This window comes from Parabacteroides sp. 52 (assembly GCF_010500925.1).
Lineage (GTDB): Bacteria > Bacteroidota > Bacteroidia > Bacteroidales > Tannerellaceae > QVMG01.
Window position 1 is genome coordinate 220,439 of sequence record NZ_QVMG01000001.1, and the last position, 23,620, is coordinate 244,058.

20 protein-coding genes are annotated in these 23,620 nt (G+C 40.9%); 4 read left to right on the plus strand and 16 right to left on the minus strand.

Features of this window, described 5'->3' with window-relative positions; translation table 11 throughout:
- Position 1 precedes the first annotated feature (1 nt).
- Entirely contained in the window at positions 2-1,351 is a 1,350-nt protein-coding gene (locus D0T51_RS00920) for a DUF4270 domain-containing protein (protein ID WP_306439038.1), read from the plus strand.
- A 64-nt stretch (positions 1,352-1,415) separates the two neighbouring features.
- Here D0T51_RS00920 and D0T51_RS00925 read toward each other — a convergent pair whose 3' ends face one another.
- From D0T51_RS00925 to D0T51_RS00940, 4 genes are all read right to left on the minus strand, one after another.
- Positions 1,416-2,711, minus strand: a complete 1,296-nt coding sequence (locus tag D0T51_RS00925; protein ID WP_163723971.1) for a glycoside hydrolase family 57 protein — start codon at positions 2,709-2,711, stop codon at positions 1,416-1,418.
- A gap of 28 nt (positions 2,712-2,739) precedes the next feature.
- Positions 2,740-4,005 (minus strand): glycosyltransferase family 4 protein, encoded by a 1,266-nt coding sequence (locus D0T51_RS00930; RefSeq protein ID WP_163723973.1) that lies wholly within the window; start codon positions 4,003-4,005, stop codon positions 2,740-2,742.
- 12 nt (positions 4,006-4,017) lie between these two features.
- Entirely contained in the window at positions 4,018-5,952 is a 1,935-nt protein-coding gene (locus D0T51_RS00935; RefSeq protein ID WP_163723975.1) for a glycogen debranching enzyme N-terminal domain-containing protein, read from the minus strand.
- A 229-nt stretch (positions 5,953-6,181) separates the two neighbouring features.
- Positions 6,182-7,141: a hypothetical protein gene (locus D0T51_RS00940; protein ID WP_163723977.1), complete on the minus strand. Its 960-nt coding sequence runs from the start codon at positions 7,139-7,141 to the stop codon at positions 6,182-6,184.
- A gap of 196 nt (positions 7,142-7,337) precedes the next feature.
- On the opposite strand from D0T51_RS00940, the gene D0T51_RS00945 reads away from it, so the two are divergent.
- Positions 7,338-7,616 carry an HU family DNA-binding protein gene (locus D0T51_RS00945; protein WP_163723979.1) on the plus strand — a complete coding sequence of 93 codons (279 nt, stop codon included), beginning with the start codon at positions 7,338-7,340 and terminating at the stop codon, positions 7,614-7,616.
- Between the two features lie 148 nt (positions 7,617-7,764).
- Positions 7,765-8,418, plus strand: a complete 654-nt coding sequence (gene upp, locus D0T51_RS00950; RefSeq protein ID WP_163723981.1) for a uracil phosphoribosyltransferase — start codon at positions 7,765-7,767, stop codon at positions 8,416-8,418.
- Between the two features lie 72 nt (positions 8,419-8,490).
- Here upp and D0T51_RS00955 read toward each other — a convergent pair whose 3' ends face one another.
- Both D0T51_RS00955 and D0T51_RS00960 read right to left on the minus strand, forming a co-directional pair.
- The gene (locus D0T51_RS00955) at positions 8,491-9,966 is read right to left on the minus strand and encodes a Gfo/Idh/MocA family protein (protein ID WP_163723983.1); all 1,476 of its coding nucleotides are present in this window, start codon (positions 9,964-9,966) and stop codon (positions 8,491-8,493) included.
- Positions 9,967-10,001: 35 nt separating this feature from the next.
- Positions 10,002-10,436: a hypothetical protein gene (locus D0T51_RS00960; protein ID WP_163723985.1), complete on the minus strand. Its 435-nt coding sequence runs from the start codon at positions 10,434-10,436 to the stop codon at positions 10,002-10,004.
- A 66-nt stretch (positions 10,437-10,502) separates the two neighbouring features.
- On the opposite strand from D0T51_RS00960, the gene D0T51_RS00965 reads away from it, so the two are divergent.
- Positions 10,503-12,980, plus strand: a complete 2,478-nt coding sequence (locus D0T51_RS00965; RefSeq protein WP_163723987.1) for a PQQ-binding-like beta-propeller repeat protein — start codon at positions 10,503-10,505, stop codon at positions 12,978-12,980.
- Between the two features lie 393 nt (positions 12,981-13,373).
- Here the strand turns inward: D0T51_RS00965 and rplT are convergent, their stop codons facing one another.
- The 10 genes from rplT to D0T51_RS01015 all read right to left on the minus strand — a co-directional run bounded on the left by rplT (position 13,374) and on the right by D0T51_RS01015 (position 23,534).
- Positions 13,374-13,718, minus strand: coding sequence for a 50S ribosomal protein L20 (gene rplT, locus D0T51_RS00970; RefSeq protein WP_163723989.1), 345 nt, complete (start codon positions 13,716-13,718; stop codon positions 13,374-13,376).
- 96 nt (positions 13,719-13,814) lie between these two features.
- A complete protein-coding gene (gene rpmI, locus D0T51_RS00975) occupies positions 13,815-14,012 on the minus strand; it encodes a 50S ribosomal protein L35 (protein ID WP_163723991.1) in 198 nt (65 codons plus the stop codon).
- A 48-nt stretch (positions 14,013-14,060) separates the two neighbouring features.
- Positions 14,061-14,678, minus strand: a complete 618-nt coding sequence (gene infC / locus D0T51_RS00980) for a translation initiation factor IF-3 (RefSeq protein ID WP_163723993.1) — start codon at positions 14,676-14,678, stop codon at positions 14,061-14,063.
- Positions 14,679-14,702: 24 nt separating this feature from the next.
- A complete protein-coding gene (thrS, locus tag D0T51_RS00985) occupies positions 14,703-16,670 on the minus strand; it encodes a threonine--tRNA ligase (protein ID WP_163723995.1) in 1,968 nt (655 codons plus the stop codon).
- Between the two features lie 138 nt (positions 16,671-16,808).
- A complete protein-coding gene (locus D0T51_RS00990) occupies positions 16,809-18,929 on the minus strand; it encodes a tetratricopeptide repeat protein (protein WP_163723997.1) in 2,121 nt (706 codons plus the stop codon).
- A gap of 230 nt (positions 18,930-19,159) precedes the next feature.
- A complete protein-coding gene (locus D0T51_RS00995) occupies positions 19,160-19,486 on the minus strand; it encodes an acetyl-CoA carboxylase biotin carboxyl carrier protein subunit (protein WP_163723999.1) in 327 nt (108 codons plus the stop codon).
- A gap of 24 nt (positions 19,487-19,510) precedes the next feature.
- Positions 19,511-21,058 (minus strand): acyl-CoA carboxylase subunit beta, encoded by a 1,548-nt coding sequence (locus D0T51_RS01000; RefSeq protein WP_163724001.1) that lies wholly within the window; start codon positions 21,056-21,058, stop codon positions 19,511-19,513.
- Positions 21,059-21,082: 24 nt separating this feature from the next.
- Positions 21,083-21,640: a peptide deformylase gene (gene def, locus D0T51_RS01005; protein WP_163724004.1), complete on the minus strand. Its 558-nt coding sequence runs from the start codon at positions 21,638-21,640 to the stop codon at positions 21,083-21,085.
- Between the two features lie 4 nt (positions 21,641-21,644).
- On the minus strand, positions 21,645-22,067 hold the full coding sequence (gene ruvX / locus D0T51_RS01010; protein WP_163724005.1) for a Holliday junction resolvase RuvX: 423 nt from the start codon (positions 22,065-22,067) through the stop codon (positions 21,645-21,647).
- 69 nt (positions 22,068-22,136) lie between these two features.
- Positions 22,137-23,534, minus strand: coding sequence for an undecaprenyl-phosphate glucose phosphotransferase (locus D0T51_RS01015; RefSeq protein ID WP_163724007.1), 1,398 nt, complete (start codon positions 23,532-23,534; stop codon positions 22,137-22,139).
- Positions 23,535-23,620 lie beyond the last annotated feature (86 nt).

Here is a 23,620-nt window from a genome sequence, read left to right on the forward strand (position 1 = left end):
CATGAAACGCTTAATACTTGGACTTTGCCTGGTAGGTGGTATACTGGGCGGTTGTAATGATGATTTGAGTCAGGTTGGAACGAGTATTCAAGGTGACGAAGACAAAATCTCCGTATTTGTCGATACTTTTAAATTTGATGCCTCTACCATTTTGGTGGACGCAGTGTATGCCAAGTCAGACACGGGACTTCTGGGGGAATTATACGACCCCTCATTCGGCACATTAATCGCCGATTATATCTGTCAATTTTATTGTCCGGAGGGATTTCAATTTAGAAAAGAACCGTTGGATGGTAAGATAGACTCGGTAGATCTTATTGTTTATTACGATACCTGGTCAGGCGACTCTTTAGCTCCTATGCGGGCACAGGTATACCCGGTCACTACTCCATTGACAAAAAACTATTACACCAACATCAATCCTTCGGATTTTTGTGATATGAATACGAGTTGGGGGATGCAAACCTATACGGCTTTTGACAAAACCGTTCCGGATTCTATCAGGTACCAGACAGACAGTAATGGCTATGATATCATGTACAATTCGAATGTCACCATTCGACTGCCGAAAGAGTTGGGACAAAAATTTTATGAAGAGACTATAAATAACCCGGCATCTTTTGCCAGCCAGGAGGCTTTCAACGAATTCTTCCCGGGAGTATACATTACCAATACCTTCGGTACCGGAAGCATACTCAATGTGTATTCTACCTATTTGAACATCTACTATAAATGTACAATAAAAGGAAGCGCTGATCAGGATTCTATCGTAGGTACGGTAGAAACATTTAATACGACCAGTGAGATTATTCAGCTAAACAGATGTGTAAACAACAATATGGAGGAGCTGATTAAACCGAATGAGGAATATACTTATATCAAATCACCTGCAGGTGTTTGTACCCATATTGTTATTCCATCCAAAGAAATAGCCCCTAAGGTAGAAGGGCATATACTAAACAATATGCCGTTGAAACTATATGTAATGCCGCAAGACGATTATGACTTTTCCTTAGAAGTGCCTCCCGGCCTGTTACTTCTACCGGAAGATTCGGTAAAGACTTTCTTTGAAGAAAATAAAATACACGATGGTAAAACTTCTTTCCTGGCTACTTACAGCAATGACAGAACTTATTCCTTTTATAACATAGCCAGTGTATTGAAAGAGCAAATTGAAAAAGCTCCGGATGAAGACTTACGCCTGGTTGTTGTGCCTGTAAAATACACATCAAATTATTACGGATACACATCAATCCGGAATTACCTGATGCCTTCCGGATTGAAAGTACGGATAGAAGATGAAAAGACACAACTTATCATAACATCCAGTAAGTACGGAAGAACAGAATAATCAGACATTTTTATAATAAAAAAAAGACTATCCCAACCGGATAGTCTTTTTTTATTCCCTTTTTTCAAGCTTTTGTTTTCGCTATTTTCTTTTTGAGTTTAGCAATTTCTTTGTGCAATTCTTCGATCTCTTCTCCCTGATTCCTGATCGTTGTCAAAAGAGAGTTAAGCTCTTCATTATCGATTGTTTCCGGGAACTGAGCATTTACGCGCAGGATAAAATCAGACAAGACATTCATATAATTATTAAACGCATCATACGGATTATCATACGGACTGAAACCTCCTCCCGGATGCCGTGTATTCATATAATAAAAATGGTCGCTGCTCTGCAGATAATTCCAGTCCTGCCGGATACGGCGGTCCTCTACCATGCGCACCCGTTCTCCGATATCATTTATCTTCCGGAAAGCTTCCTGCTGAAGGATATTACCAATCCAGGAACCGGTATCCTTTTCTTCGTCCACCCAAGACATAGGATAAGGAACTGAAATAGCATCCACCGGTTTGAGTAGTTTGAAAACCTCCGAAGGCGTAGAAAAAGAAATGCCTTTCTCTGCCGCAAAACGAGGCAAAGCCTTGAAGAAATCAAATATACCTGATTCTGCCGGTTGCAAAGAGCCCAAGACCTCATAATTCATAAAAAGGTTTATGATCTGCTCTGATTCCGGTGTAGAGGCTATCCAAGACATAAACTTATCGGCTGTCAAAGGATATTCACTCCAGGTATAATTGTTGAAACGCATCGAAAGATCCTCACTAAACCGGTCGTTCTTTAATAACAATTTCAATTGAGGTTCCGTAGAAGCCGTATACACATAATTCGGACTCTTCCAGCCGAGAATATGTTTGGCCCCTTCCGTCAACATCCCTTTGTAGCCTAATTGATAGACTTGATCTGCAATATCATCTGAATAGATCAATTCCGTATTACGAAACACCTTGGGTTTGGCTCCAAACATCGAATAAATCTTATCTGCGTGTCGCTTCACCTGATCTTTAAATTCTTCCGGATCTCCCAAGGAAGAAAGTGAATGCGCATAAGTTTCCGCCATAAATTCGACATTCCCCGTAGCATATAATTCCCTGAAACTATCAATCACCTCCGGAGCATACACCTCTATCTGCTCCAATGCGGTTCCCGATACGGAAAAGGCCACTTTAAATTTGCCTCCGCTTGTTTTGATCATCTCCAGGATTGCCCTATTGGCAGGCAGATAACAACGTTCGGCTATGCGATGCATAATTTCTTCGTTCTGAAAATCATCATAATAATAATGATCGTTTCCTATATCAAAGAAACGGTATCTTTTCAACCGGAAGGGTTGGTGTATCTGAAAATAAAAGCATATTGTTTTCATAATCTATGTTGTGTTTTATCTTTTTCGTTTATCTGTTTATCACCTGGTCATATATTCGACGCACTTTTTGTCCGGCATATTCCCATTTAATATTATCCACTTCTTTCTTTCCTTCTTCTTGCAAGAAGGCATGCATGGCCGGATAAGTAATAATGGAGTACATAGCGTCTGCCATGGCTTCAATATCCCAATAATCCACTTTGACTGCATAATCCAAAATCTCTGCACAACCGGATTGTTTGGATATAATCGAAGGAACCCCACATTGCATAGCCTCCAACGGCGAAATACCAAAAGGCTCAGAAACAGATGGCATGACATACACATCACTGGATTTTAATATTTCATAGACCTGTTTACCTTTCATAAAACCCGTAAAATGAAACCGGTCAGCAATATTACGTGCAGCAGCCAAGCGGATCATCTTATCCATCATATCCCCGCTTCCAGCCATCACAAAACGGGCATGCGGCGCTTTGGCCAACACCTTGGCGGCAGCTTCCACAAAATACTCCGGTCCTTTTTGCATCGTGATACGCCCCAGGAAAGTAATAATTTTATCCTTCACCCCTTTCTTATCCGGGATAGCCAGAATTTCAGGACTCAAGGGCTCTACGGCATTATGCACCGTCGTCACCTTGGCCGGATCCTGGTAATATTTTTCAATAACTGTTTGCCGTGTCAGATTACTTACCGTAATGATATGATCGGCATTATCCATGCCATTCTTTTCTATATTATATACATCGGGATTCACATTGCCTCTGCTACGGTCATAATCCGTCGCATGCACATGAATCACCAAAGGTTTCCCACTCACGTTCTTCGCATGAATACCGGCCGGATAAGTTAACCAGTCATGCGCATGAATCACATCGAAGGACTCTGTACGAGCGACAACACCGGCCACTATCGAATAATTATTTATCTCTTCTAATAAATTATCCGGATAACGTCCGGAGAATTCAAAACAGCCCAGATCGTTTACATATCTATAACTGAAATCGGCATAAATACGATCCCGGAAATCAAAATAATTTTGCGGGTTCATATTCACCTTTCCATAGCGTTGTTTCACATATTCCCAATCCGCATCTCTCCACACAACGGGCACATGGTTCATTCCTATTATTTTCAGAAAACTTTGATCCTCATCTCCCCAAGGCTTAGGAATACAAAAGACAAGTTCCATATCCGGCTGCATAGCCATTCCCCGGGTCAAGCCGTAACTCGCAGTTCCTAACCCTCCTAATATATGAGGAGGAAACTCCCATCCAAACATCAATGCCTTCATATACTCTTCTTATTAATCAGCATTATACTTTTTCAACAACTCTACTACCCGCAAAATAGCCGATACGCTCATGGCAAAAGAGATAGCCCCTCTTCCTGTAAACGGAGGATTTCCATCAAAAAGTTCGGATAAAGTACCGACACAATGCAAAGACATTTCCTCTTCCATACTAATCAGCATACGCTCCACAAAAGAGACCCCGCTTTTACCAAAAACACGGAGATAAGCCTCCATATACGCACCAAACAACCAAGGCCAGGCGGCTCCCTGATGATAGGCCAGGTCTCTCTCATATTGTGCTCCCACATAATATGGCCGATAGCCTTCACTTTTAGGACTCAAAGAACGTAGGCCTTTGGGGGTTAATAACTCTTTGGTTACAATATCCAATATGGCCCGTTTCTGTGCCCGTGTCAAAGGAGAATAAGCCAGGGATACGGCGAAAATCATATTCGGTCTCACGCTCCAGTCTACCCGGGAGCCACTCACGGAATCAAACAAATAATTGTATCCGTTCACGAAAGTATCCGCAAAGGAGACTTCAATGGCTTTGATTACCGGATCCATGCGGTCTACAGGAGTCCCCCCTGTCAATTCCGTATAAAAACAAAGGGCATTATACCAAAGGGCATTGAATTCGACAATGTATCCGCTACGAAGCACTACCGGTTTTCCATTTACCGTTGAATTCATCCAGGTTATAGCTTTATCTTTTCCTTCTGCATACAATAAACCATTATCCATGACGCGCATATCCGGGTGTTGCTGATCCAGTATATACGTAATCATTTCTTTGATAAAGGCAGCATATAATTTCCGTGCCTGATCCATACTTGTGTAAGAGGCATATTGTTGTATAGCCCATATAGCCCATAGAATCACATCCGGCTGATTAATTTCTTTAATAACAGGATCTATCTCCCCTTTTTCCATAAAGGTTCGGATAGCCGGCATAGCCGTTTGCATGATTTTCTCAAAACGCACCGGGTCCTGAATAGAAAGGGTACTTCCGGGCAAGGCGATAAACAAATCACGCGCCCGTACTTTAAACCAGGGGTATCCGGCTAATAAATAGGCATCTGTCTCATTGGGACGGAAATAAAACTGCTGTGCTGAATTTTTCAGACAGTTATAGAAACTATCGCGTGGCGTCCTGAAATTCACCTCTTCTTCATAAAAATCTTTCAAATGCGTCGTAACAATCTGTTCTTCACCCGCACAGAAAAAGACGGATTCTCCTTTTTTTATAGCCACCTCAAAATAACCGGGTACATACAGGTCTTCCTGATAAGGATACCCCCTCTCCTGCTCTTTCTGGTATTCAACACCGTGATACCAATGAGGATCAAAGACAAAAGTGGCCTTTTTACTAAATTGCATATACATCTCGGGGTAGCCGGCATACATACATGTTTTTATACCATTGGGCACCTCGGTATACGATCGGTTTACATTTCCATTTTCATAAGTTAACGCTTTTACACTACGAAACGCCAGAAAAGGGCGAAAACGAAGCGTGGTTGCCGAATGAGCATCTTCCAACGTATACTTAATCATAATTCGGTTTTTAAACGAAGAAAAAACTTTCTCTTTGGAAAGAATCACCCCACCTACACGATAGACAGTGCGAGGAACGGTATCTGAGGTATACTCACGGATATATTTATGTCCATTCGGACTGAAGCTATTGCCCGGATATTTATGAAGTCCCAGATTGAATTCGGCCTTATGCTGAATAACCGTTTCATCCAAAGAAGACAAAAGAACATGGTTATCATCGTCAATAGCCGGTACAGGCATGACTAATAATCCATGATATTTCCTGGTATTACAATCGACAACAGTAGTGCAGTGGTAAGCTCCCATTCGGTTGGTACGAAGCACCTCCCGAGTCAGCGATTCTTCCAGGTTCACCATTACTGTTTTATCAAATTTAAGATAACTCATACATGTTTTTAGGTTTTAAGTTAGCATTTTAATAACAAATTGATACGTCTTGTATTCAGTCTCAAATCTATCACTTTTTAACAGAAAAAACAAATAAGCTTAGTTTTTAGTTTTGAATATCAACCCATAGCAAAAAACATTCAGTCTGTAAATCATCAAATTAATCATTGACAGTCATTTATTCATGTGTTGTCAAACACAAAAGATGCACACAGGAGTTGCATACGATTTACAACGCATAAACCATCTCCCGCTGTTCCTTAAAGAAAGTCAGTCGCTGCTTTTCCGCACAACTTGAGATCAGGGTTGAATACCGCTTCAACGAATCGATCCATCTCTTTTGCTCTTTACAAATATCCGGATGTTGGGAATGGATATAGTCAATCGCATACAAATGAAATATACTCAAGGCAAAACCCGTCTTCTCCATATAAGTATAAGAACTCTCCAGATTAATGCTGGAGATATACACATGGAGCTTATTCCCGTTCGAATACATGCCATTGTAAGCGGCTTCTTCTATTTCATCCAATAAATCCAAAAATTCCGTTTTTATCTGACTCAGATCTTTCTCCGACATCAGGTTCAGATCAATAAAATATTTGATATCATTGGCCAAGGCCTTAAAAACATTCGTATCCCATATGATACAAGTCTCGGGGACCTGACGCAATAAATCCGAAAGACTGAACAACAAATCCATTAACTTCTCGGGAAAATGAATATTACTCATGTTCTTTATGATTTTTATATCCGGATACTGATGCAGCCATCTGCATAATCGGAACTTTGTCAACATCTCATAGTGCGAATGAAAAACAAAAGGTAATGCATTTGCGGCTGCACTTACCATCGCTTTCGGATCATCGGCTATAAATGTATATATATCCCGGCTGCTGTTGCATATCGTATAAAAATAATCAAACGGATCTTCTGTCTTTTGTAAATTCGAAGAAAAAAGGGCACCGTTCGTTACCGAATTACCGGCAATTTCGTCCAAAGACAAACCCATTAATTTAGCAATAAGCACCACCTCATAAAAAGTAAACGGCACCTCTCCCCGTAAACGACGATACACTGCTTCTTTTCCTATAGATAAGGCTTCCATCAATACGACCACGATATTCCGATCTTCCAATAAACGTTCTTTTACCGCTTTTATTAAATCATTGTTTAAGGTCTCTTTCATATCTATTCTTGTTACACCAATTACATTTATCGAAAACGATTTCTATTATAATATATCAGCTTGCAATTTTCGTAACAATTATACTACTTTTTTTTTCAATTTAATAGAAAAGACCTCCAAAATAATAGAAATAGTTTCGGATAGCCCAAGCGGATAATGTACATTTGTTATGTATTAATAATCAAAAGCATTAACTATGAACAAAGCAGAATTGATCGAAGTGATCGCAGAAAAAACGGGATTACCCAGAAAGGATGCAAAGTTGGCTTTGGATGCCTATATGGAAACAGTGACCGAACGCATGAGTCAAAGAGAAGAAATCGTATTAGTCGGATTCGGTACTTTATGCCCCAGAGATCAAACCAGCAGATTAGCACGTAACCCCAAAACGGGAACCCCCGTGATGATCCAACCCCGAACTACCGTGAAGTTTAAACCGGGGAAATTTTTATTGGAAGCAATGAACAAAAAGTAAATCCCCCCTTCCCCTGAATTACGGAGAATAGAAAAATTCGGAATGTTTTTTCTGTTCTCCGTATTTTTTTTACAACAAAATAACACTTTGCCTTCCCTCTCTTTTCCTAATTTTACGTACGTTTGAAACCAAAAAAAATAAAAAGTAAATGAAGATCGTTCACTTAGGTGCCTCCAACTCTATCTTAAATCAATTCGTTTCCGAATTGAGAAATGTTCAAATTCAACAAGACCGTTTGCGATTTCGCAGAAACATCGAACGTATCGGAGAGATAATGGCCTACGAGATAAGCAAAGAGTTTCCTTATAAAACAACCGACATTCAATCCCCCTTAGGCATGGCTCCCATGAATCTAGCAGACAACCAGGTGGTTCTCGGCACCATTCTCCGCGCCGGGCTTCCTTTTCACCAGGGTTTCCTCAGTTATATGGACAATGCCGAAAATGCCTTCGTCTCTGCTTACAGGAAGTACAAGGATCGTCTGAATTTTGATATTCATATCGAATACATTGCTTCTCCTTTATTATCGGGAAAAACATTAATTCTGACAGACCCCATGCTCGCAACAGGCAGCTCGATGGAATTAGCCTATGAAGCGCTATTAACCAAAGGAAAACCTGCGGAAGTGCATATTGCGTCTATCATTTCCAGCAAACAGGCTTTATCCTATATGGAAGAGCATATGCCGGATCATAACATTACGGTATGGATAGCCGCATTGGACGACCAGCTGGATGAACATGCCTATATTGTACCCGGACTGGGCGATGCCGGAGACCTGGCTTATGGAAGTAAAGATTAAAAAAGAAAATCCCTCATAAAAAAGGCTATCTCCTTAGGAGACAGCCTTTTTTTATCGTTCAAACAGACCGGATTAACGAGGCATATCAGCCAAGTTCCAACCAGCTCTGTAATTATGCTTGATTAATTCTTCGGCAAACTTCTTCGCATTAATCGGATCCGTCATATCCTTATCGAAGGTAGGATGTCCTTCTTTGATCTTGAAACCGTCTTTAATAACAATACGAAGTTCTTCATTGTCACCGATATTCGTGAATTTCATATTCGGACCATCCCAATGCAATTCTTTATTCAACTCCTGCAAACGAACAGCCAATACTCCCATCACCACCATTTCATTGAATGGACCGGCTTCGCTGAAGTCTGATTTTGTCTGGATGCGGTTGGCTGCATTTTCTTTACAAGCACGTACCCAGTCTTGTTGATGCGGATTGTTTCCTGTTACCCGGCGCTCTGTCTTCGCTGTAGCCGGAACGCGACCCGACAACAACCAAGGTTCAGCTCCATAACAACCACAAATCAAAGTGTCTTTCGTTCCGTGGAAAATAACACCTCCACCTTGTACATTCATATTCTTTCCTTGTGGGAAACCGGCTGGTCTGTCCGGTTTCAAACCACCGTCATACCAATGCACTTCTACCTCCGGCAAAGCTACCTTTGGCATATTGTCACGCGCAGGGAATGTCAATTTCACATGTTGCGCCTGCGGAGCACAGTCTCTCAATAATAAGGTAGAAGAACCTTGTACTTTAGTTGGATAACCCAGTTTCAACGATTTGAAAACAGGATGCAGAATGTGACAGGCCATATCACCTAAAGCTCCGGTACCATAAGCCCACCAGCCGCGCCAGTTCCAGGGATGATAGATGGCATTATAAGGTTTCAATTCGGCCGGACCTGTAAACAAATCCCAGTTCAACGTAGAAGGTACTCTGTCTGCTTTTTCCGGAGTCATCAAACCTTGTGGCCAGATAGGACGGTCAGTGAAAGCTTCTACTTTGGTCACTTCACCGATTTCACCAGCCCAAATCCACTCACACATCAGGTTTACACCCTCATTGGAGGCACCTTGGTTACCCATTTGGGTAGCTACTTTATGTTTGGCTGCCAGGTTGGTCAACAAACGAGATTCATACACAGAGTGTGTCAATGGTTTTTCACAATATACGTGTTTACCCATTGTCATCGCCTGGGCAGAAATAATAGCGTGGGTATGGTCAGCAGTAGCCACCATAACAGCATCGATTGAGCTTCCCATCTCATCGTACATCTTACGGAAATCCCAATATTTCTTAGCCTGTGCGTATTTTTCAAAAACAGGTTTCGCATATTTCCAGTCCACGTCACACATGGCTACCATGTTTTCTGTTTCCAGACCACGTAAAACGGCAGCTCCTCTGGAACCAATACCTACACCTGCAATATTCAGTTTATCTGTTGGTGCCGTATATCCATGGCTTTTTCCCAGGATTGAACTCGGCACAATGGTCAGGGCTGCAGCCGCAGTGGCCCCTCTTTGAAGAAAAGATCTTCTTGAAATGTTTGTCATAATAATAGAATTTTAAATACACAATATTTTTTAAGTCACATATACTCTCTTATCGGATCAAATAACACAGAAACAACCAACCTGTCCAAAGAATTGGAACCAAATATAGAGCATTTTTTTTTATCGGCATATTTATTCTCCATAAAAACATTATAAACAGCCACAATTTCAGTCTTTGTAGACACCCTGAACGTTTCTTCCCTTTGCGGATCAGCCATAGGATTTATCTTTGGGGGCTTGGGTATTCTGTTGCCGATGCGCATCGGCAACATTGCTGATCGTGTTCGACAATATTGCTGATGCGCTTCGTCAATATTGCCGATGCCCATCGGCAATAGAATTGTCCTGAGTTTTTTGTATATTTGTAGAATATAGGATGCGCTTTGGTAATCCTTCATGAAAATGAATTTTCCTTTCGGATTACGCTCACCTTTCGCTATATTTGTAGAATACATTTGGGTGTTACTCAAAGAAATCTGTTTCTACATTCGGTTTACGTTTATTATTCAAATGAAAGATTAAGAAAACAAAGTCATATGAAAAAAATAATTCTTGCTTTTTGTTCATTGGTGGCTATAAGCCTACAGGTTCATGCGACTTATACAGGCCGTGTATTTGTTGATAAAAATAAAAATGGCATCATGGATAAGGGCGAAAAGCCAATGGCTGGTGTGGCTGTTTCCGACGGGCTGCATGTGGTACGCACCACAGCCGAAGGTTTGTTTAAGCTTCCCGGGCATGAAAAAGAACGTTTTATCTTTATTACTACTCCTTCTGGGTATAAAACGGATAATAGACATTACATCCGGATAAGCCATTCATCGACCTCTTACAATTTTGGATTGCAACCCTATGAAGATCGCATTCAAAAGGATGGCAGCCATACCTATATCCATATAACCGACACGGAAATATTCAATACCACCCAGCATGAAGACTGGATCAAAGACATCCGCCAATATGCCGCCAATGAAAAGGCAGCCTTTATTGTTCATACGGGCGATATCTGCTACGAAAAGGGACTGAAGGAACATATAAACCTGATGAACACTGCCAATATGCAGTGTCCGGTATTTTATTGCATAGGCAACCACGACCTGGTCAAAGGCAACTATGGGGAAGAATTGTATGAAAGTATCTATGGCCCTGTTTTTTATTCTTTTGAAGTAGGGAATGTACATTACATAGTAACTCCTATGCTTGGAGGCGATCATAAACCGTCTTATACGAAAGCGGATGTATACCGGTGGTTGAAAAATGACCTGGCTCTGGTATCCAAAAACAAACCTATTGTTGTCTTTAACCACGACCTATTAACCCAGGATGAAAAATTTATTTACGGCATCAGCGACACGGAACAGATCGACCTGAACACATACAATTTAAAAGCCTGGATATATGGACACTGGCATATCAATTATATGAAGAAACAAGGCAATGTCTATACCTTATGTACAGGGACACCGGACAAAGGAGGGATCGATCATTCGACAAGCGCTTTCCGGGTTATACATACGGATCAAAAAGGAAATATATCCAGTCAACTGCGCTATACCTATATAGATAAACATATTGAAATTGCTTCACCGGGAGAAGACGGCTTTCCGGTTCTTTTCTCCGGAGCTGTTCCATTGACTGTCAACACCTATCATTCGGCATCTCCCACCCGGGAGGTTACGTATACCTGCCTTGTGGACGGAAAAAAATTGTTTGCGAACCGGAAACTTACACAAAAAACGGATTGGAGTTGGACAGACAGGATCTACCTGACACATCGCCCTGTTGGCAAAACGATCACCGTACAGGTCACTGCTGTTTTCAATAACGGAGAGAAAGCCGAGAAAGAAGTTCATTTCCCCTATAAAAACAAAAAACCGCAAATCAAACTGAAAGAGGATTGGAACAATCTACTGGGGAATCCCGCCCATACGGGTAATGCGACAGCCAATCTGGAACCGCCTCTGCAAATGGCTTGGACCAGCAATGTAGGAGCCAATATCTATATGAGTTCCCCGCTTGTTTATAAGGATAAGATACTGGTAGCTTCTGTCGATGAAGACTTAAAAGGGAAAAGTCATATATACGCACTCAACAGCCAAACCGGAGACCTGCTTTGGAAGTATGGGGTGAACAACTCCATAAAAAATACGATTGTTGCAGAAGATGATCTTGTATTCGCACAGACTGCCCAAGGGAGTTTATACGCTGTAAACACCCAAGATGGCAGCCTGAAATGGGGCGTACAATTGCATGTGAATGGTTTGCCTGCCTTGATCGAAGGACTGGTCGTTCATGAAGGTATTGTTTATGCTGGAACCGGGAAAGGACTTTGTGCCTTAAATGCCCGCACCGGGGAAATGATCTGGGAAAATAAAGACTGGGGACAAGGCGAAGGAACCACCTCTACCTTATCTTTAGGTAAAGGATTATTAATCGGTTCTGTACAATGGCGCGGATTGTATGCCAATGAGGCGGCTACGGGTAGTATGAAATGGCAATTGACCCAAAAGGGATTAAATAACCGGGGAGCATCAGCGGCTATTCATGGGAATTTACTTTATGTTACTTCTATTAAATCCCTCTTTATTATTGAAACAGAAAAGGGTAATATCATTGTAAAAAAAGAATATCCCTTCAGTGTAGATGTTACTTCTACCCCGCTTCTGACAGATAAAGAAATTATCTTCGGAACGGCAACATCCGGTCTGGTTGCCGTAGACAGGGAAACCCTGGATGTCAAATGGCAATATGAAACAGAAGAGGCGTTAATCTATACCGCCCCCTATACCCGCTCCAAAGCAGCAAGCATAGAGACAAGCCCCATCTGGGCAGGAAAAACAGTCTACTTCGGTGCATCCGACGGAACCTTATATGGAATAAACAAAGAAGATGGCGCATTGATGTGGAAACAGGCCACAGGAGCTCCCCTATTCGGCTCTGTATCAGCATCCGGGAACGCATTGTTTGCCGTTGATTTCGGAGGAAATGTATACGCCTTTACAACAAATGAATAATAAAAAGGAAAAGGGACAAAATAAAAAGAGGCATTACCAGTCTGTCGGTAACGCCTCTTTTATATAAAGAAAGCCGCACTGTGGATATGAACAAACTCCGTATGACAGGATTTGAGTGCTTCGTCATCTTTGTAATCCGCCGTGCTAAGCATACCCCGAAAGGCGCGGCCCGCCATTGACAACGAGAGCTATGTCTCGGAATTGATATAAACTGATGAGTTTCCCAATCGAACAAGTGCGGCTTAACTCATCTTTTTCTTATTACAAATATAATTCTTGTTGACCGAATAAGCAAATAAAAAACCACTAAAATAGTGTCTGCTTTCTAGTATTATAACAAAAAAAGAGTCTCTTTGTTGAGAGACTCTTTTTTAAAGATTATAATAACAATCGTTATTTTACTTTTTCAACAATTGCTTTGAAAGCTTCCGGATGATTCATGGCTAAGTCAGCCAATACTTTACGGTTGATCTCAATGCCTTTTGCATGCAATGCACCCATCAAACGGGAATAAGACATTCCTTCCAAACGCGCAGCAGCGTTGATACGTTGAATCCACAATGCACGGAATGAACGTTTTTTGTTACGACGGTCACGGAATGCATAAGTCAACCCTTTTTCCCAGGTGTTTTTTGCTACGGTCCATACATTTTTACGGGCACCGTAATAGCCTCTGGTAAGCTTTAAAATCCGTTTTCTCTTTGCTCTTGAAGCAACATGATTTACTGATCTCGGCATAATTCTAATCTGTTTTTGAATGTTAGCGCCATCTTGACAGATGATCTTTTAGGCTAATACATTCGGTTAATAAAAATCGTTTTAAAACTCGCTTGATTACTTAAGAGCAAGCATTTGCTTTACGCTGTTTACATCCACACTGGCAACAAGACCGGTATGCGTAAGATTTCTCTTTTGCTTTTTGGTCTTCTTAGTAAGAATGTGACTCTTAAAAGCGTGTTTTCTTTTGATCTTTCCTGTTCCGGTAAGGGCAAACCTCTTTTTGGCACCGGAATTAGTCTTCATCTTAGGCATTTTGCTATTTATTTAATTATTAATAGATACTCACTATGAATATCTTTGTTATTCTTCATTACCTGTTCCTTCTTCCGCCGATTCCTCTTTGGGTTTAGGAACAACTACTTTTTTCACGACAGGTTTAGGGGCTTGTGGTTGAGCTGCCTTTTTAGGTGTAAGCATAATAATCATACGTTTACCTTCCAATACCGGCAATTGTTCCACTTTACCGTAATCCTCCAGATCATTTGCAAAACGAAGCAATAAAACTTCTCCTTGTTCTTTAAAAAGAATGGAGCGTCCTTTGAAGAAAACATAAGCTTTCACTTTGGCTCCTTCTTCTAAAAAGCCTTTCGCATGCTTCAACTTAAAGTTGTAATCATGATCATCTGTTTGAGGACCAAAACGTATTTCCTTCACAACAACTTTTACAGATTTCGCTTTTTGCTCTTTCTGACGTTTCTTTTGTTGATAGAGGAATTTTTGATAATCCGTAATTTTACAAACGGGGGGTACAGCATTCGGTGATATTTCTACCAGGTCCAAATCCATATCTTCAGCCATTTTCAAAGCTTGGGAAGTTGGGAAAACTCCTTGTTCTACGTTATCACCTACTAAACGAACTTCACGAACCCGAATACGGTCGTTAATTCTATACTGGTCTTTAAGGTTTTCTTTCCTCATTAAAAATCTTTATTCTCCTCGTTATTAATTATTTATGCTGTTATCATTTTGCCAACGATTCATCATATCCTCTACTTCATCGTTCAAAAGCGCTGCAAATGTAGCAATTTTCATGGAACCTTTATCACCTTCTCCCTGTTTTCTTACAGAAACTTCGTTATTTTCAGCTTCTTTCTCTCCCACAATAAGCATATAAGGAATACGTTTTAACTCATTATCCCGAATTTTACGTCCCACTTTTTCATTGCGATCGTCTACGACCACGCGAATATCTGCCTCTTCCAACTCACGGGCAATCTCCCAAGCATACGCATTGAATTTCTCACTGATAGGAAGGATAGCCACCTGATCCGGGGTCAGCCACAAGGGGAATTTACCACCTGTATGTTCGATCAAAACAGCCACAAAACGTTCCATCGAGCCAAAAGGTGCCCGATGAATCATTACCGGACGATGCTTTTTATTATCTTCACCTGTATACTCCAGGTCAAAACGTTCCGGCAAGCTATAGTCAACCTGAATTGTTCCTAACTGCCAACGACGTCCGATAGCATCTTTTACCATAAAGTCTAGTTTGGGACCGTAGAAAGCGGCTTCTCCCAATTCAACTTTAGCTTTCAGTCCTTTCTCCTGGCAGGCTTCCACAATGGCTCGTTCAGCCTTTTCCCAGTTTTCATCCGAACCGATATATTTTTCTTTATTATTCGGATCACGAAGAGATATTTGAGCTTCAAAATTCTCAAAATCAAGTGCCTTGAATATAATAAATATAATATCCATCACCTTCAGGAACTCATCTTTCAATTGATCCGGACGACAGAATAAATGGGCATCATCCTGGGTAAAACCACGTACCCGCGTTAAGCCATGCAACTCACCACTTTGTTCGTATCTGTATACTGTACCAAATTCAGCAAAACGAATAGGCAGATCTTTGTAAGAACGGGGAATGATTTTATATATCTCACAATGGTGAGGACAGTTCATCGGTTTCAAAAGGAACTCTTCTCCTTCCTGTGGCGTATGGATAGGTTGGAAAGAATCTTTTCCATATTTTTCATAATGACCGGAAGTGACATACAATTGTTTGTCTCCAATATGAGGAGTCATTACCTGTTGGTAACCATATTTCTTTTGGATACGTTTGAGGAAGTCTTCCAGCTTCAAACGCAGTTGTGTACCCCGCGGCAACCACAACGGTAGACCTGCTCCTACCGCCTGAGAAAAGGCAAATAATTCCAGTTCTTTGCCCACCTTGCGATGGTCTCTTTTCTTGGCCTCTTCCAATAATGCGAGATATTCATCCAACATTTTCTTTTTGGGGAAAGTAACGCCATAAAGACGAACCAATTGTTTCCGTTTTTCATCCCCCCGCCAATAGGCTCCGGCGACACTCAATATCTTTACAGATTTGATATAAGAAGTATTCGGTAAGTGAGGTCCCCGGCACAAATCGGTAAAAGCACCCTGTGTATAGGTCGTAATTGTACCATCTTCCAATTCATCAATCAGTTCGGTTTTATAGATTTCACCTCTATCACCAAACATTTTCAATGCTTCTGTTTTTGTGATATCCTGGCGTTTGATTTCTTCTTTACGGGCAATTAGTTCCGTCATCTTGGCTTCAATCGCAGGGAAATCACCTTCTTTGATAGTCACACCTTCTCCTGGATCCACATCGTAGTAGAATCCGTTCTCAATAGCCGGTCCGATACCAAACTTCACCCCTGGGTAGAGTTCCTGCAAAGCTTCAGCCATCAAGTGAGCACTGGAATGCCAATAGGCATGTTTTCCTTCTTCGTCATCCCATTTCAATAGGTTGACTGTGGAATTTTCATCTATTGGACGGCATAAATCCCATGTTTCACCATTGACACTGGCAGCCAAAACCTCTTGTGCCAAACGGGTACTTATACTCTCTGCTATTTGCAAAGCCGTAGTTCCTTTTGCATATTCTCTTACGGAACCATCCGGAAAAGTAATCTTTATCATAACGTAACGCGTATATATTCAATAAATAATTTGCAAAGATAGTGCTTTTAGTCGAAAGTGGGGAATGGTGAATTGAAACTTTTAAACAGAGACAACATTTATTTTCCCAAAGAGCCTATAACTTTCTCTATGATTCAACTATTTGGTCATCCGCTTGATTATGTTGTAAGCATTAATAATACCTAACTCCCCGGCTTTGCTCAAATCCGCAATTCCTCGATTCACATCTCCTAAAGAAAGTTGGGCTAACCCACGGTTGAAATAGGCTTCTGCAAAATTAGGATCTTTCTCTATAGCCTCATTATAATCAATAATAGCAGCCCGATAATCACGTTGTATACACCTCAAATTAGCACGATTAAAATAAGCATATATAAAGTCCGGGTTCAGGCGAATCACAATATCATAATCCCGAACAATCATCTCATGTTCATAAGCCCGTTTACTATCACGTACCTGTGTAGATAAAACATCTGCCTGGGAGGTCTTCGCCTGCTGTCTTTTCCCCATATTCAAGGTCATTGTCATGGAAGAAAGTTCATCCATGGAAGAGGATGAATTGGATGTATTATACTCCAATTGCTTATAGCGCACTACAGCCCGGTTAAAATAAGCCATAACATAGGAGGGATCGATAGAGATGACCCGGTCATAATCGCTGATAGCTTCCTGGAAATCCTGTACCAACATATAGTCTATTGCTCGTCCGAAATAAGCATTGGCATTATCCGGCTGTTGAGCGACCAAAGAGGAATAATTATCGATAGAAGCAAAATGAATCGCTATCTGATCCTCATTCAAAGCGGCCTCCTCATTGGTCAGACGTAACTTACGCTCCAGAACCATCCGGTTATTAAATTCATCCAATGCCCGATCATAATAAACAATCTTCTTGATAGGATCCAGCTTTTCATAATATGTCAGGATAAACTGAGGCTCCAGATCGACACGTACATTTTTATCTTGCACACGTCCCCGCACCTCACTCTGGTATTTACTCTTTCGTTCTTCTTCTTTATCATACACAACCAATCGGTTGAACTTACTTATATTCTTATCTGATTTTTCACGTGTATTTTCCGCACTTTCTTCTTCTTCTCCTTCTTTTGTCGAACCGGAAGTATCACTCGCGGCCAAAACAGTACCTGTTTGTCCGGAAGCTGTTCTTTTGCGTTGTTGCTCTTCTTTTTCGTAGGCTATCCAATAATCCCGTTCAGCCCCTGCATGATCATTCAATTTACGCTTAGCATCTGCCCGACTATAATAACCTGGCAAGAAATTAGGGTATTCATTCAAGACAACATCAAAATCATTCACTGATCCTACATAGTCACCTGTCTCAAAGCGTAACAACGCCCGGTTATAATAAGCCATATAATTATCCGGCTCTAATTCTATAACGACATCAAAATCTTCTATAGCCCGGTTATTATCACCTACCTGAAAGCGTAATAAGCCACGGTTAAAACGAGCAATAAGGTTTCGGCTATCCATGCCCACCACCTGGTCATAATCAGCCATGGCCCCCCGCAAATCATTCATTTGATAACGAACCAGTCCCCGGTTAATATAATATCCACTTTGACGGGTATCCAAACGGATAGCCTCATTCAAATCGGCCAAAGCACCATCAAAATCATGTTGTTGATAACGTACAATAGCCCGGTTTCCATAACTTGGAGCATAATATGCATCCAATGCAATCGAGTGGTCATAATCGGCAAGTGCCTTAGCCGTATCTCCTTTTTCCAGATACATAGCCCCTCGGGTCAGATAATTCATAGCATGCCGAGAATGCGCTTTCATCAATTCGTCAAAAGTCTTTTCGGCCCCATCAAAATCTTTTTTCTGAATATAAGCAACCGCCATATTCACCAGCATATTCCTGTCTTCCGGTCGAAAACTTAATCCTTTTTGATAATCTTCAATTGCATCCTCTAACTTATCCTGGCTTTGCCGGGCAATTCCCCGCGCATAATAAGCCTGCACAAGAAAGGGGTTTCGTTCGATGCACATGGTACAATCGTCCTCGGCTCCTTTATAGTCGTCCAGATTTATTTTAGCCACCGCACGAAAAAAATAAGGTTCTGCCAGCCAGGGTTTAGAACGTATGACCTGATTAAAATACTGTATAGAAAGAACATAATCCTCAAAATACAGAGCATTTCGCCCAATAGCCAATACACGATCCGTATTAATCTGTGCAAACAGGGATAAGGTACAGATTTGTAAAAAACACAGGAATAATATTTTCTTCATTCTTCTTTGTCCTTCGAATATATATTTTCCGACCAAACTTATAGAAATTCAATCGAATGCGTGGCAAAAATAAGGAAATTATCTTAGGAAAGAAGAGAGCACTTCTTAAAAACTAAAAATCTTCCTCATATATTCTTAATCAGAGAAGCATCCTTTTTTATTGAAACAAAAAGAGAGGACGTATACGACTAAGCCGTACGCGCCCTCTCTTCATTTATTTTACCTGTAAGTTATTGTGGGTCGATTTTCACCATTAAATGGTTTTTCCCGATTTTATCACCGACAGAAACATTGACCGATGTTACTGTCCCTGACACAGGAGCTACCACCCGATTTAACATCTTCATAGCCTCATGTATCAACAACAACTGACCTTCTTTTACCTGTTCACCTTCTTTTACCTCGACTTTCATGATTGTGCCGGGTAAATTAGCCAAAACATCTCCGGGATTGGGTTTATGCCAAACCGTTCGATTTTCGTATTTCGTTGTAAGCTTCGTCTTATAGGTACCCGCAATTACAGCAAAATCTACATATTTATTTGTTTTCTTTTCCATACATCATTTGATTAAAAGAACGGATTAGAACGGAGGAAGACCATGTTTCTTCGCCGGTCTGAATTCTTCTTTCAAAGCAGATATTTTTAAAGCATGCAATAAATAGGCACGTGTTTCTTTAGGCTCAATAACAGAATCGACAAAGCCTTTGGAAGCTGCCACATATGGATTGGCAAATTTCTCAATATACTCTTTTACCTTTTCCTGACGCATGGCTTCCTGATCTTCTGCTTCCATGATCTCTTTACGGAAAATAATATTAGCTGCTCCTTCCGGACCCATCACGGCAATCTCCGCACTTGGCCACGCAAACATAAAGTCAGCACCCAGGTGACGAGAGTTCATCGCAATATATCCTCCTCCATAAGCCTTACGAAGGATCACGGTAATCTTAGGCACTGTTGCTTCCGAATAAGCATACAACACCTTGGCTCCATGACGGATTACACCGGCATGTTCCTGATCGACTCCCGGCAAATAACCCGGCATATCTTCCAAGGTTACGATAGGAATATTGAATGAGTCGCAATAGCGAATAAAACGAGCTGCTTTATCTGCACTATCACAATCCAATACACCCGCCAATACCATTGGTTGATTAGCAACGAAACCGACAGTTTCTCCATCCATACGTCCAAAACCGATAACGATATTCGCAGCCCATAACTCCTGTACCTCCAAAAAGTCCGAATCATCCACCAGACATTTGATTACATCCCGTACATCATAAGGTTGTTTAGGATCCAAAGGTACAATCTCATCTATATTTTTCTTTGTTTTGGGCTCTTTCGATTTGATTGACTGAGCCTTCTCCTGGTTGTTCCAGGGGATAAAACCAACCAAACGTTTCACCTGTTCAAAACACTCCTGCTCACTGGTTGCATAAAAATGGGCATTCCCTGTAATTTCTGCATGTACACGAGCACCTCCCAAATCTTCCATTGAGATGTCTTCTCCCAATACGGTTTTAATCACATTGGGCCCCGTTATAAACATCTTTGAAATATTTTCCACCACAAAGACAAAGTCTGTCAATGCCGGTGAATACACAGCACCTCCGGCACAAGGTCCTAAAATAAGGGATATCTGAGGGATAACACCCGATGAAATTGTATTGCGATAAAATATTTCTCCATATCCGGCCAATGCCCCTACACCTTCTTGAATACGAGCACCTCCTGAGTCATTAATACCTATGACCGGACATTTCATTTTCAATGCGTGATCCATAATTTTCGTGATCTTACGCGCATGCTGTAATCCCAAAGATCCTCCTGCAACGGTAAAATCTTGCGCATAAATACAAATAGGTGCGCCCATAATGGTTCCGGTACCGGTAACAACACCATCCCCGGGGAAATCTTTTTTATCCATTCCGAAATCACGACCATCATGCTTCACAAACATATCATACTCATGAAATGAGTTCTTATCCAAAATAGAAAGAATACGTTCACGGGCTGTAAGTTTGCCCATGGCTACTTGCTTCTCTATGGCGGCATCGCCCCCACCCTTCTCTACTGTGGCTTTTTTCTCGCGTAGAGTGAGAATGTTTTTTAATAAATCTGCCATACCTGATTATTTATAAATTCTAATTTACTTGCCAACAGCTTTTGCCTTATAGGCACAACGAGCTGTTCCTTTTATTATATCATTTAGTTTTCCTTTATTCAACTGACGACGAATACCTGAGATATTGTCTATAAAAACATGACCGTCCAAATGCTCACACTCGTGTTGCACGACACGGGCAGCAAAACCTTCAATAACTTCATCATGTTCCACAAAGTCTTCATCCAAATACTTCACACGTATATTACGTGCACGTGTTACTTTCTCATGAATACCCGGGAAACTCAAACAACCTTCTTCCAGGGTCACTTCCTCTTCACTGCGTTCTGTTATCTCCGGATTGATCATCGTTCGTTTAAACCCTTTACATTCCGGACAATCTTCACTTATCACATCCGCATCAATAACCAATAAACGAATAGCCAATCCTACCTGAGGGGCCGCAAGCCCTACTCCGTCCGCATTGTACATTGTATCAAACATATTGGCTATCAGTCGCTTCAAATCCGGATAATCGGGAGAAACATCCTCCATTTCTGCTCGTAATACGGGTTGTCCGTATAAAAATATAGGTAAAATCATATTATTACATTTTTATATTTTTACTTTCTAAATAGCCCTGCAAAATAATAACAGCGCTAATTTCATCCACCAAGGCTTTATCCTGGCGCTTCTTCTTCTTTAATCCTCCATCAATCATAGCCTGATGAGCCATTACCGAGGTAAATCGTTCATCATAATATTGCACAGGTATATGAGGGAGTGTACGTGTTAGATGCTTAACAAAGGCTTCGATATATTTCATGTTTTCAGAAGGTTCGTTATTCATCTGTTTTGGGAGTCCTATAATGAATAGATCAACCGGTTCTTGCAAGACATAATTAGTCAAAAAGGTGACAAGCTCACCACTTGGCACTGTTGTCAAACCATTTGCTATCATTTGTAATCGGTCGGTAACGGCTAAGCCCGTTCGCTTACGACCATAATCTATAGCTAATATCCTTCCCATCGGTTGCAAATATAGAATAAAAAAGGAAAATATTACACATTATTTGAAAAAGTGTGCAAAAAACAACTCTCAATATGCATTCCGTTCCCCTTTAAACATGTTGATAACAGTCACAAGAATAATCTTCAGATCAAGGAAGAAAGACCAGTTTTCAATATACCAAACATCTCGTTTGACACGTCCTTCCATTTGTTCCAGCGTTTTTGTCTCCCCCCTATACCCGGTCACTTGTGCCCAGCCGGTTAATCCCGGTCTTACCAGGTGACGAACCATGTATTTATCGATTATAGCCGAATATTGTTCCGTATGTTTTAACATATGCGGGCGAGGCCCTACAACCGACATATCCCCCATCAAGACATTCACAAACTGAGGAAATTCATCCAGATTGGACCGCCGCAAAAAATCGCCTACTCGTGTTTTACGCGGATCATCCTTTTGCGCCTGTACGGTATCGGCCTGTGAGTTAACGTGCATCGTCCTGAATTTATAACAGAAAAATTCCTGTCCATAAATACCGGTACGTTTTTGTTTGAACAGAATCGGACCCGGAGATGTCAACTTTATTATCATCCCTACCAGAATATATAATACGGGATAAACGGTCAACAAGACCAATAAAGAAAAGACAATATCAAATCCCCGTTTCATAGCCCGGTTATAAGCCGCTTGCAAAGGTTCCCGACGGACAGTCAACAAAGGAACCGATTCCATCACCTCCATGACCAGGCTCTTTTTTACAATCCGGTAAAACTCAGGGACTATATAGAAACGGATCATATGTTTTTCTGCAAAATTCAAGATTCGAAGCATCTTCTGATCTTGCGTCCCCGGTAAAGTACAATAAATCTCATCGACCTCATTGTCCAGGGCATACTGCTCCACCTCATGGGTCATACCCAAATAATTCGGTAATACATCTTTCAGTGCAATATTATCATCAAAAAAGCCCATTACATGAAAACCATAGGCCAAATCATCCTTCATCACTTTGTAAAGTTCCATACCGTTCTTACCGGCTCCAACAATAATCACTTGTTTAAAATTATAGCCTTTTCTGCGATATAACTTGAGTGACAAACGAACCACCACGCGCCATAAAGAGAAGAAAACCACTAATGTCAAATAAAAGAGAAGAAGAAAAGTAGCCAACTGATCCCCTATATTGAGAAACATCAAACAAGTAGCAAAAAGGAAGATCAGGAAAGTAGCCAACAACAAAGCTCTTTGAACAATCTTTTCAAGAAAAACAACTGCCACATGCAATTGGATAGGAACGAAATAAACAGAAAAGAAGTAACAGAAATTCAACAACAACAAAACTTCTCTCAACTGAGCTGCTATCGGTTGGGTATAAAAATCACCCAAGAGAGAGTATACAGCAAAGAATAGAATATTTATTACCAATAAATCTCCTATTCCTATAAACCATTGTATCAGGTGTCCTCTCTTCTTGCTAAATTCCATATATTGATGCAAAAAACATACAAAAGTAAGCATTATTTCCGAGCAAAAAAAAAGCTGCACAATATTGTGCAGCCTTTACTATAAAG

Excerpts from the sequence above, each read along its gene's own strand:
- D0T51_RS00920 (WP_306439038.1), top strand. The coding sequence starts at position 2 with ATGAAACGCTTAATACTTGGACTTTGCCTGGTAGGTGGTATACTGGGC.
- D0T51_RS00925 (WP_163723971.1), bottom strand. The coding sequence starts at position 2,711 with ATGAAAACAATATGCTTTTATTTTCAGATACACCAACCCTTCCGGTTG.
- D0T51_RS00930 (WP_163723973.1), bottom strand. The coding sequence starts at position 4,005 with ATGAAGGCATTGATGTTTGGATGGGAGTTTCCTCCTCATATATTAGGA.
- D0T51_RS00935 (WP_163723975.1), bottom strand. The coding sequence starts at position 5,952 with ATGAGTTATCTTAAATTTGATAAAACAGTAATGGTGAACCTGGAAGAA.
- D0T51_RS00940 (WP_163723977.1), bottom strand. The coding sequence starts at position 7,141 with ATGAAAGAGACCTTAAACAATGATTTAATAAAAGCGGTAAAAGAACGT.
- D0T51_RS00945 (WP_163723979.1), top strand. The coding sequence starts at position 7,338 with ATGAACAAAGCAGAATTGATCGAAGTGATCGCAGAAAAAACGGGATTA.
- upp (WP_163723981.1), top strand. The coding sequence starts at position 7,765 with ATGAAGATCGTTCACTTAGGTGCCTCCAACTCTATCTTAAATCAATTC.
- D0T51_RS00955 (WP_163723983.1), bottom strand. The coding sequence starts at position 9,966 with ATGACAAACATTTCAAGAAGATCTTTTCTTCAAAGAGGGGCCACTGCG.
- D0T51_RS00965 (WP_163723987.1), top strand. The coding sequence starts at position 10,503 with ATGAAAAAAATAATTCTTGCTTTTTGTTCATTGGTGGCTATAAGCCTA.
- rplT (WP_163723989.1), bottom strand. The coding sequence starts at position 13,718 with ATGCCGAGATCAGTAAATCATGTTGCTTCAAGAGCAAAGAGAAAACGG.
- rpmI (WP_163723991.1), bottom strand. The coding sequence starts at position 14,012 with ATGCCTAAGATGAAGACTAATTCCGGTGCCAAAAAGAGGTTTGCCCTT.
- infC (WP_163723993.1), bottom strand. The coding sequence starts at position 14,678 with ATGAGGAAAGAAAACCTTAAAGACCAGTATAGAATTAACGACCGTATT.
- thrS (WP_163723995.1), bottom strand. The coding sequence starts at position 16,670 with ATGATAAAGATTACTTTTCCGGATGGTTCCGTAAGAGAATATGCAAAA.
- D0T51_RS00990 (WP_163723997.1), bottom strand. The coding sequence starts at position 18,929 with ATGAAGAAAATATTATTCCTGTGTTTTTTACAAATCTGTACCTTATCC.
- D0T51_RS00995 (WP_163723999.1), bottom strand. The coding sequence starts at position 19,486 with ATGGAAAAGAAAACAAATAAATATGTAGATTTTGCTGTAATTGCGGGT.
- D0T51_RS01000 (WP_163724001.1), bottom strand. The coding sequence starts at position 21,058 with ATGGCAGATTTATTAAAAAACATTCTCACTCTACGCGAGAAAAAAGCC.
- def (WP_163724004.1), bottom strand. The coding sequence starts at position 21,640 with ATGATTTTACCTATATTTTTATACGGACAACCCGTATTACGAGCAGAA.
- ruvX (WP_163724005.1), bottom strand. The coding sequence starts at position 22,067 with ATGGGAAGGATATTAGCTATAGATTATGGTCGTAAGCGAACGGGCTTA.
- D0T51_RS01015 (WP_163724007.1), bottom strand. The coding sequence starts at position 23,534 with ATGGAATTTAGCAAGAAGAGAGGACACCTGATACAATGGTTTATAGGA.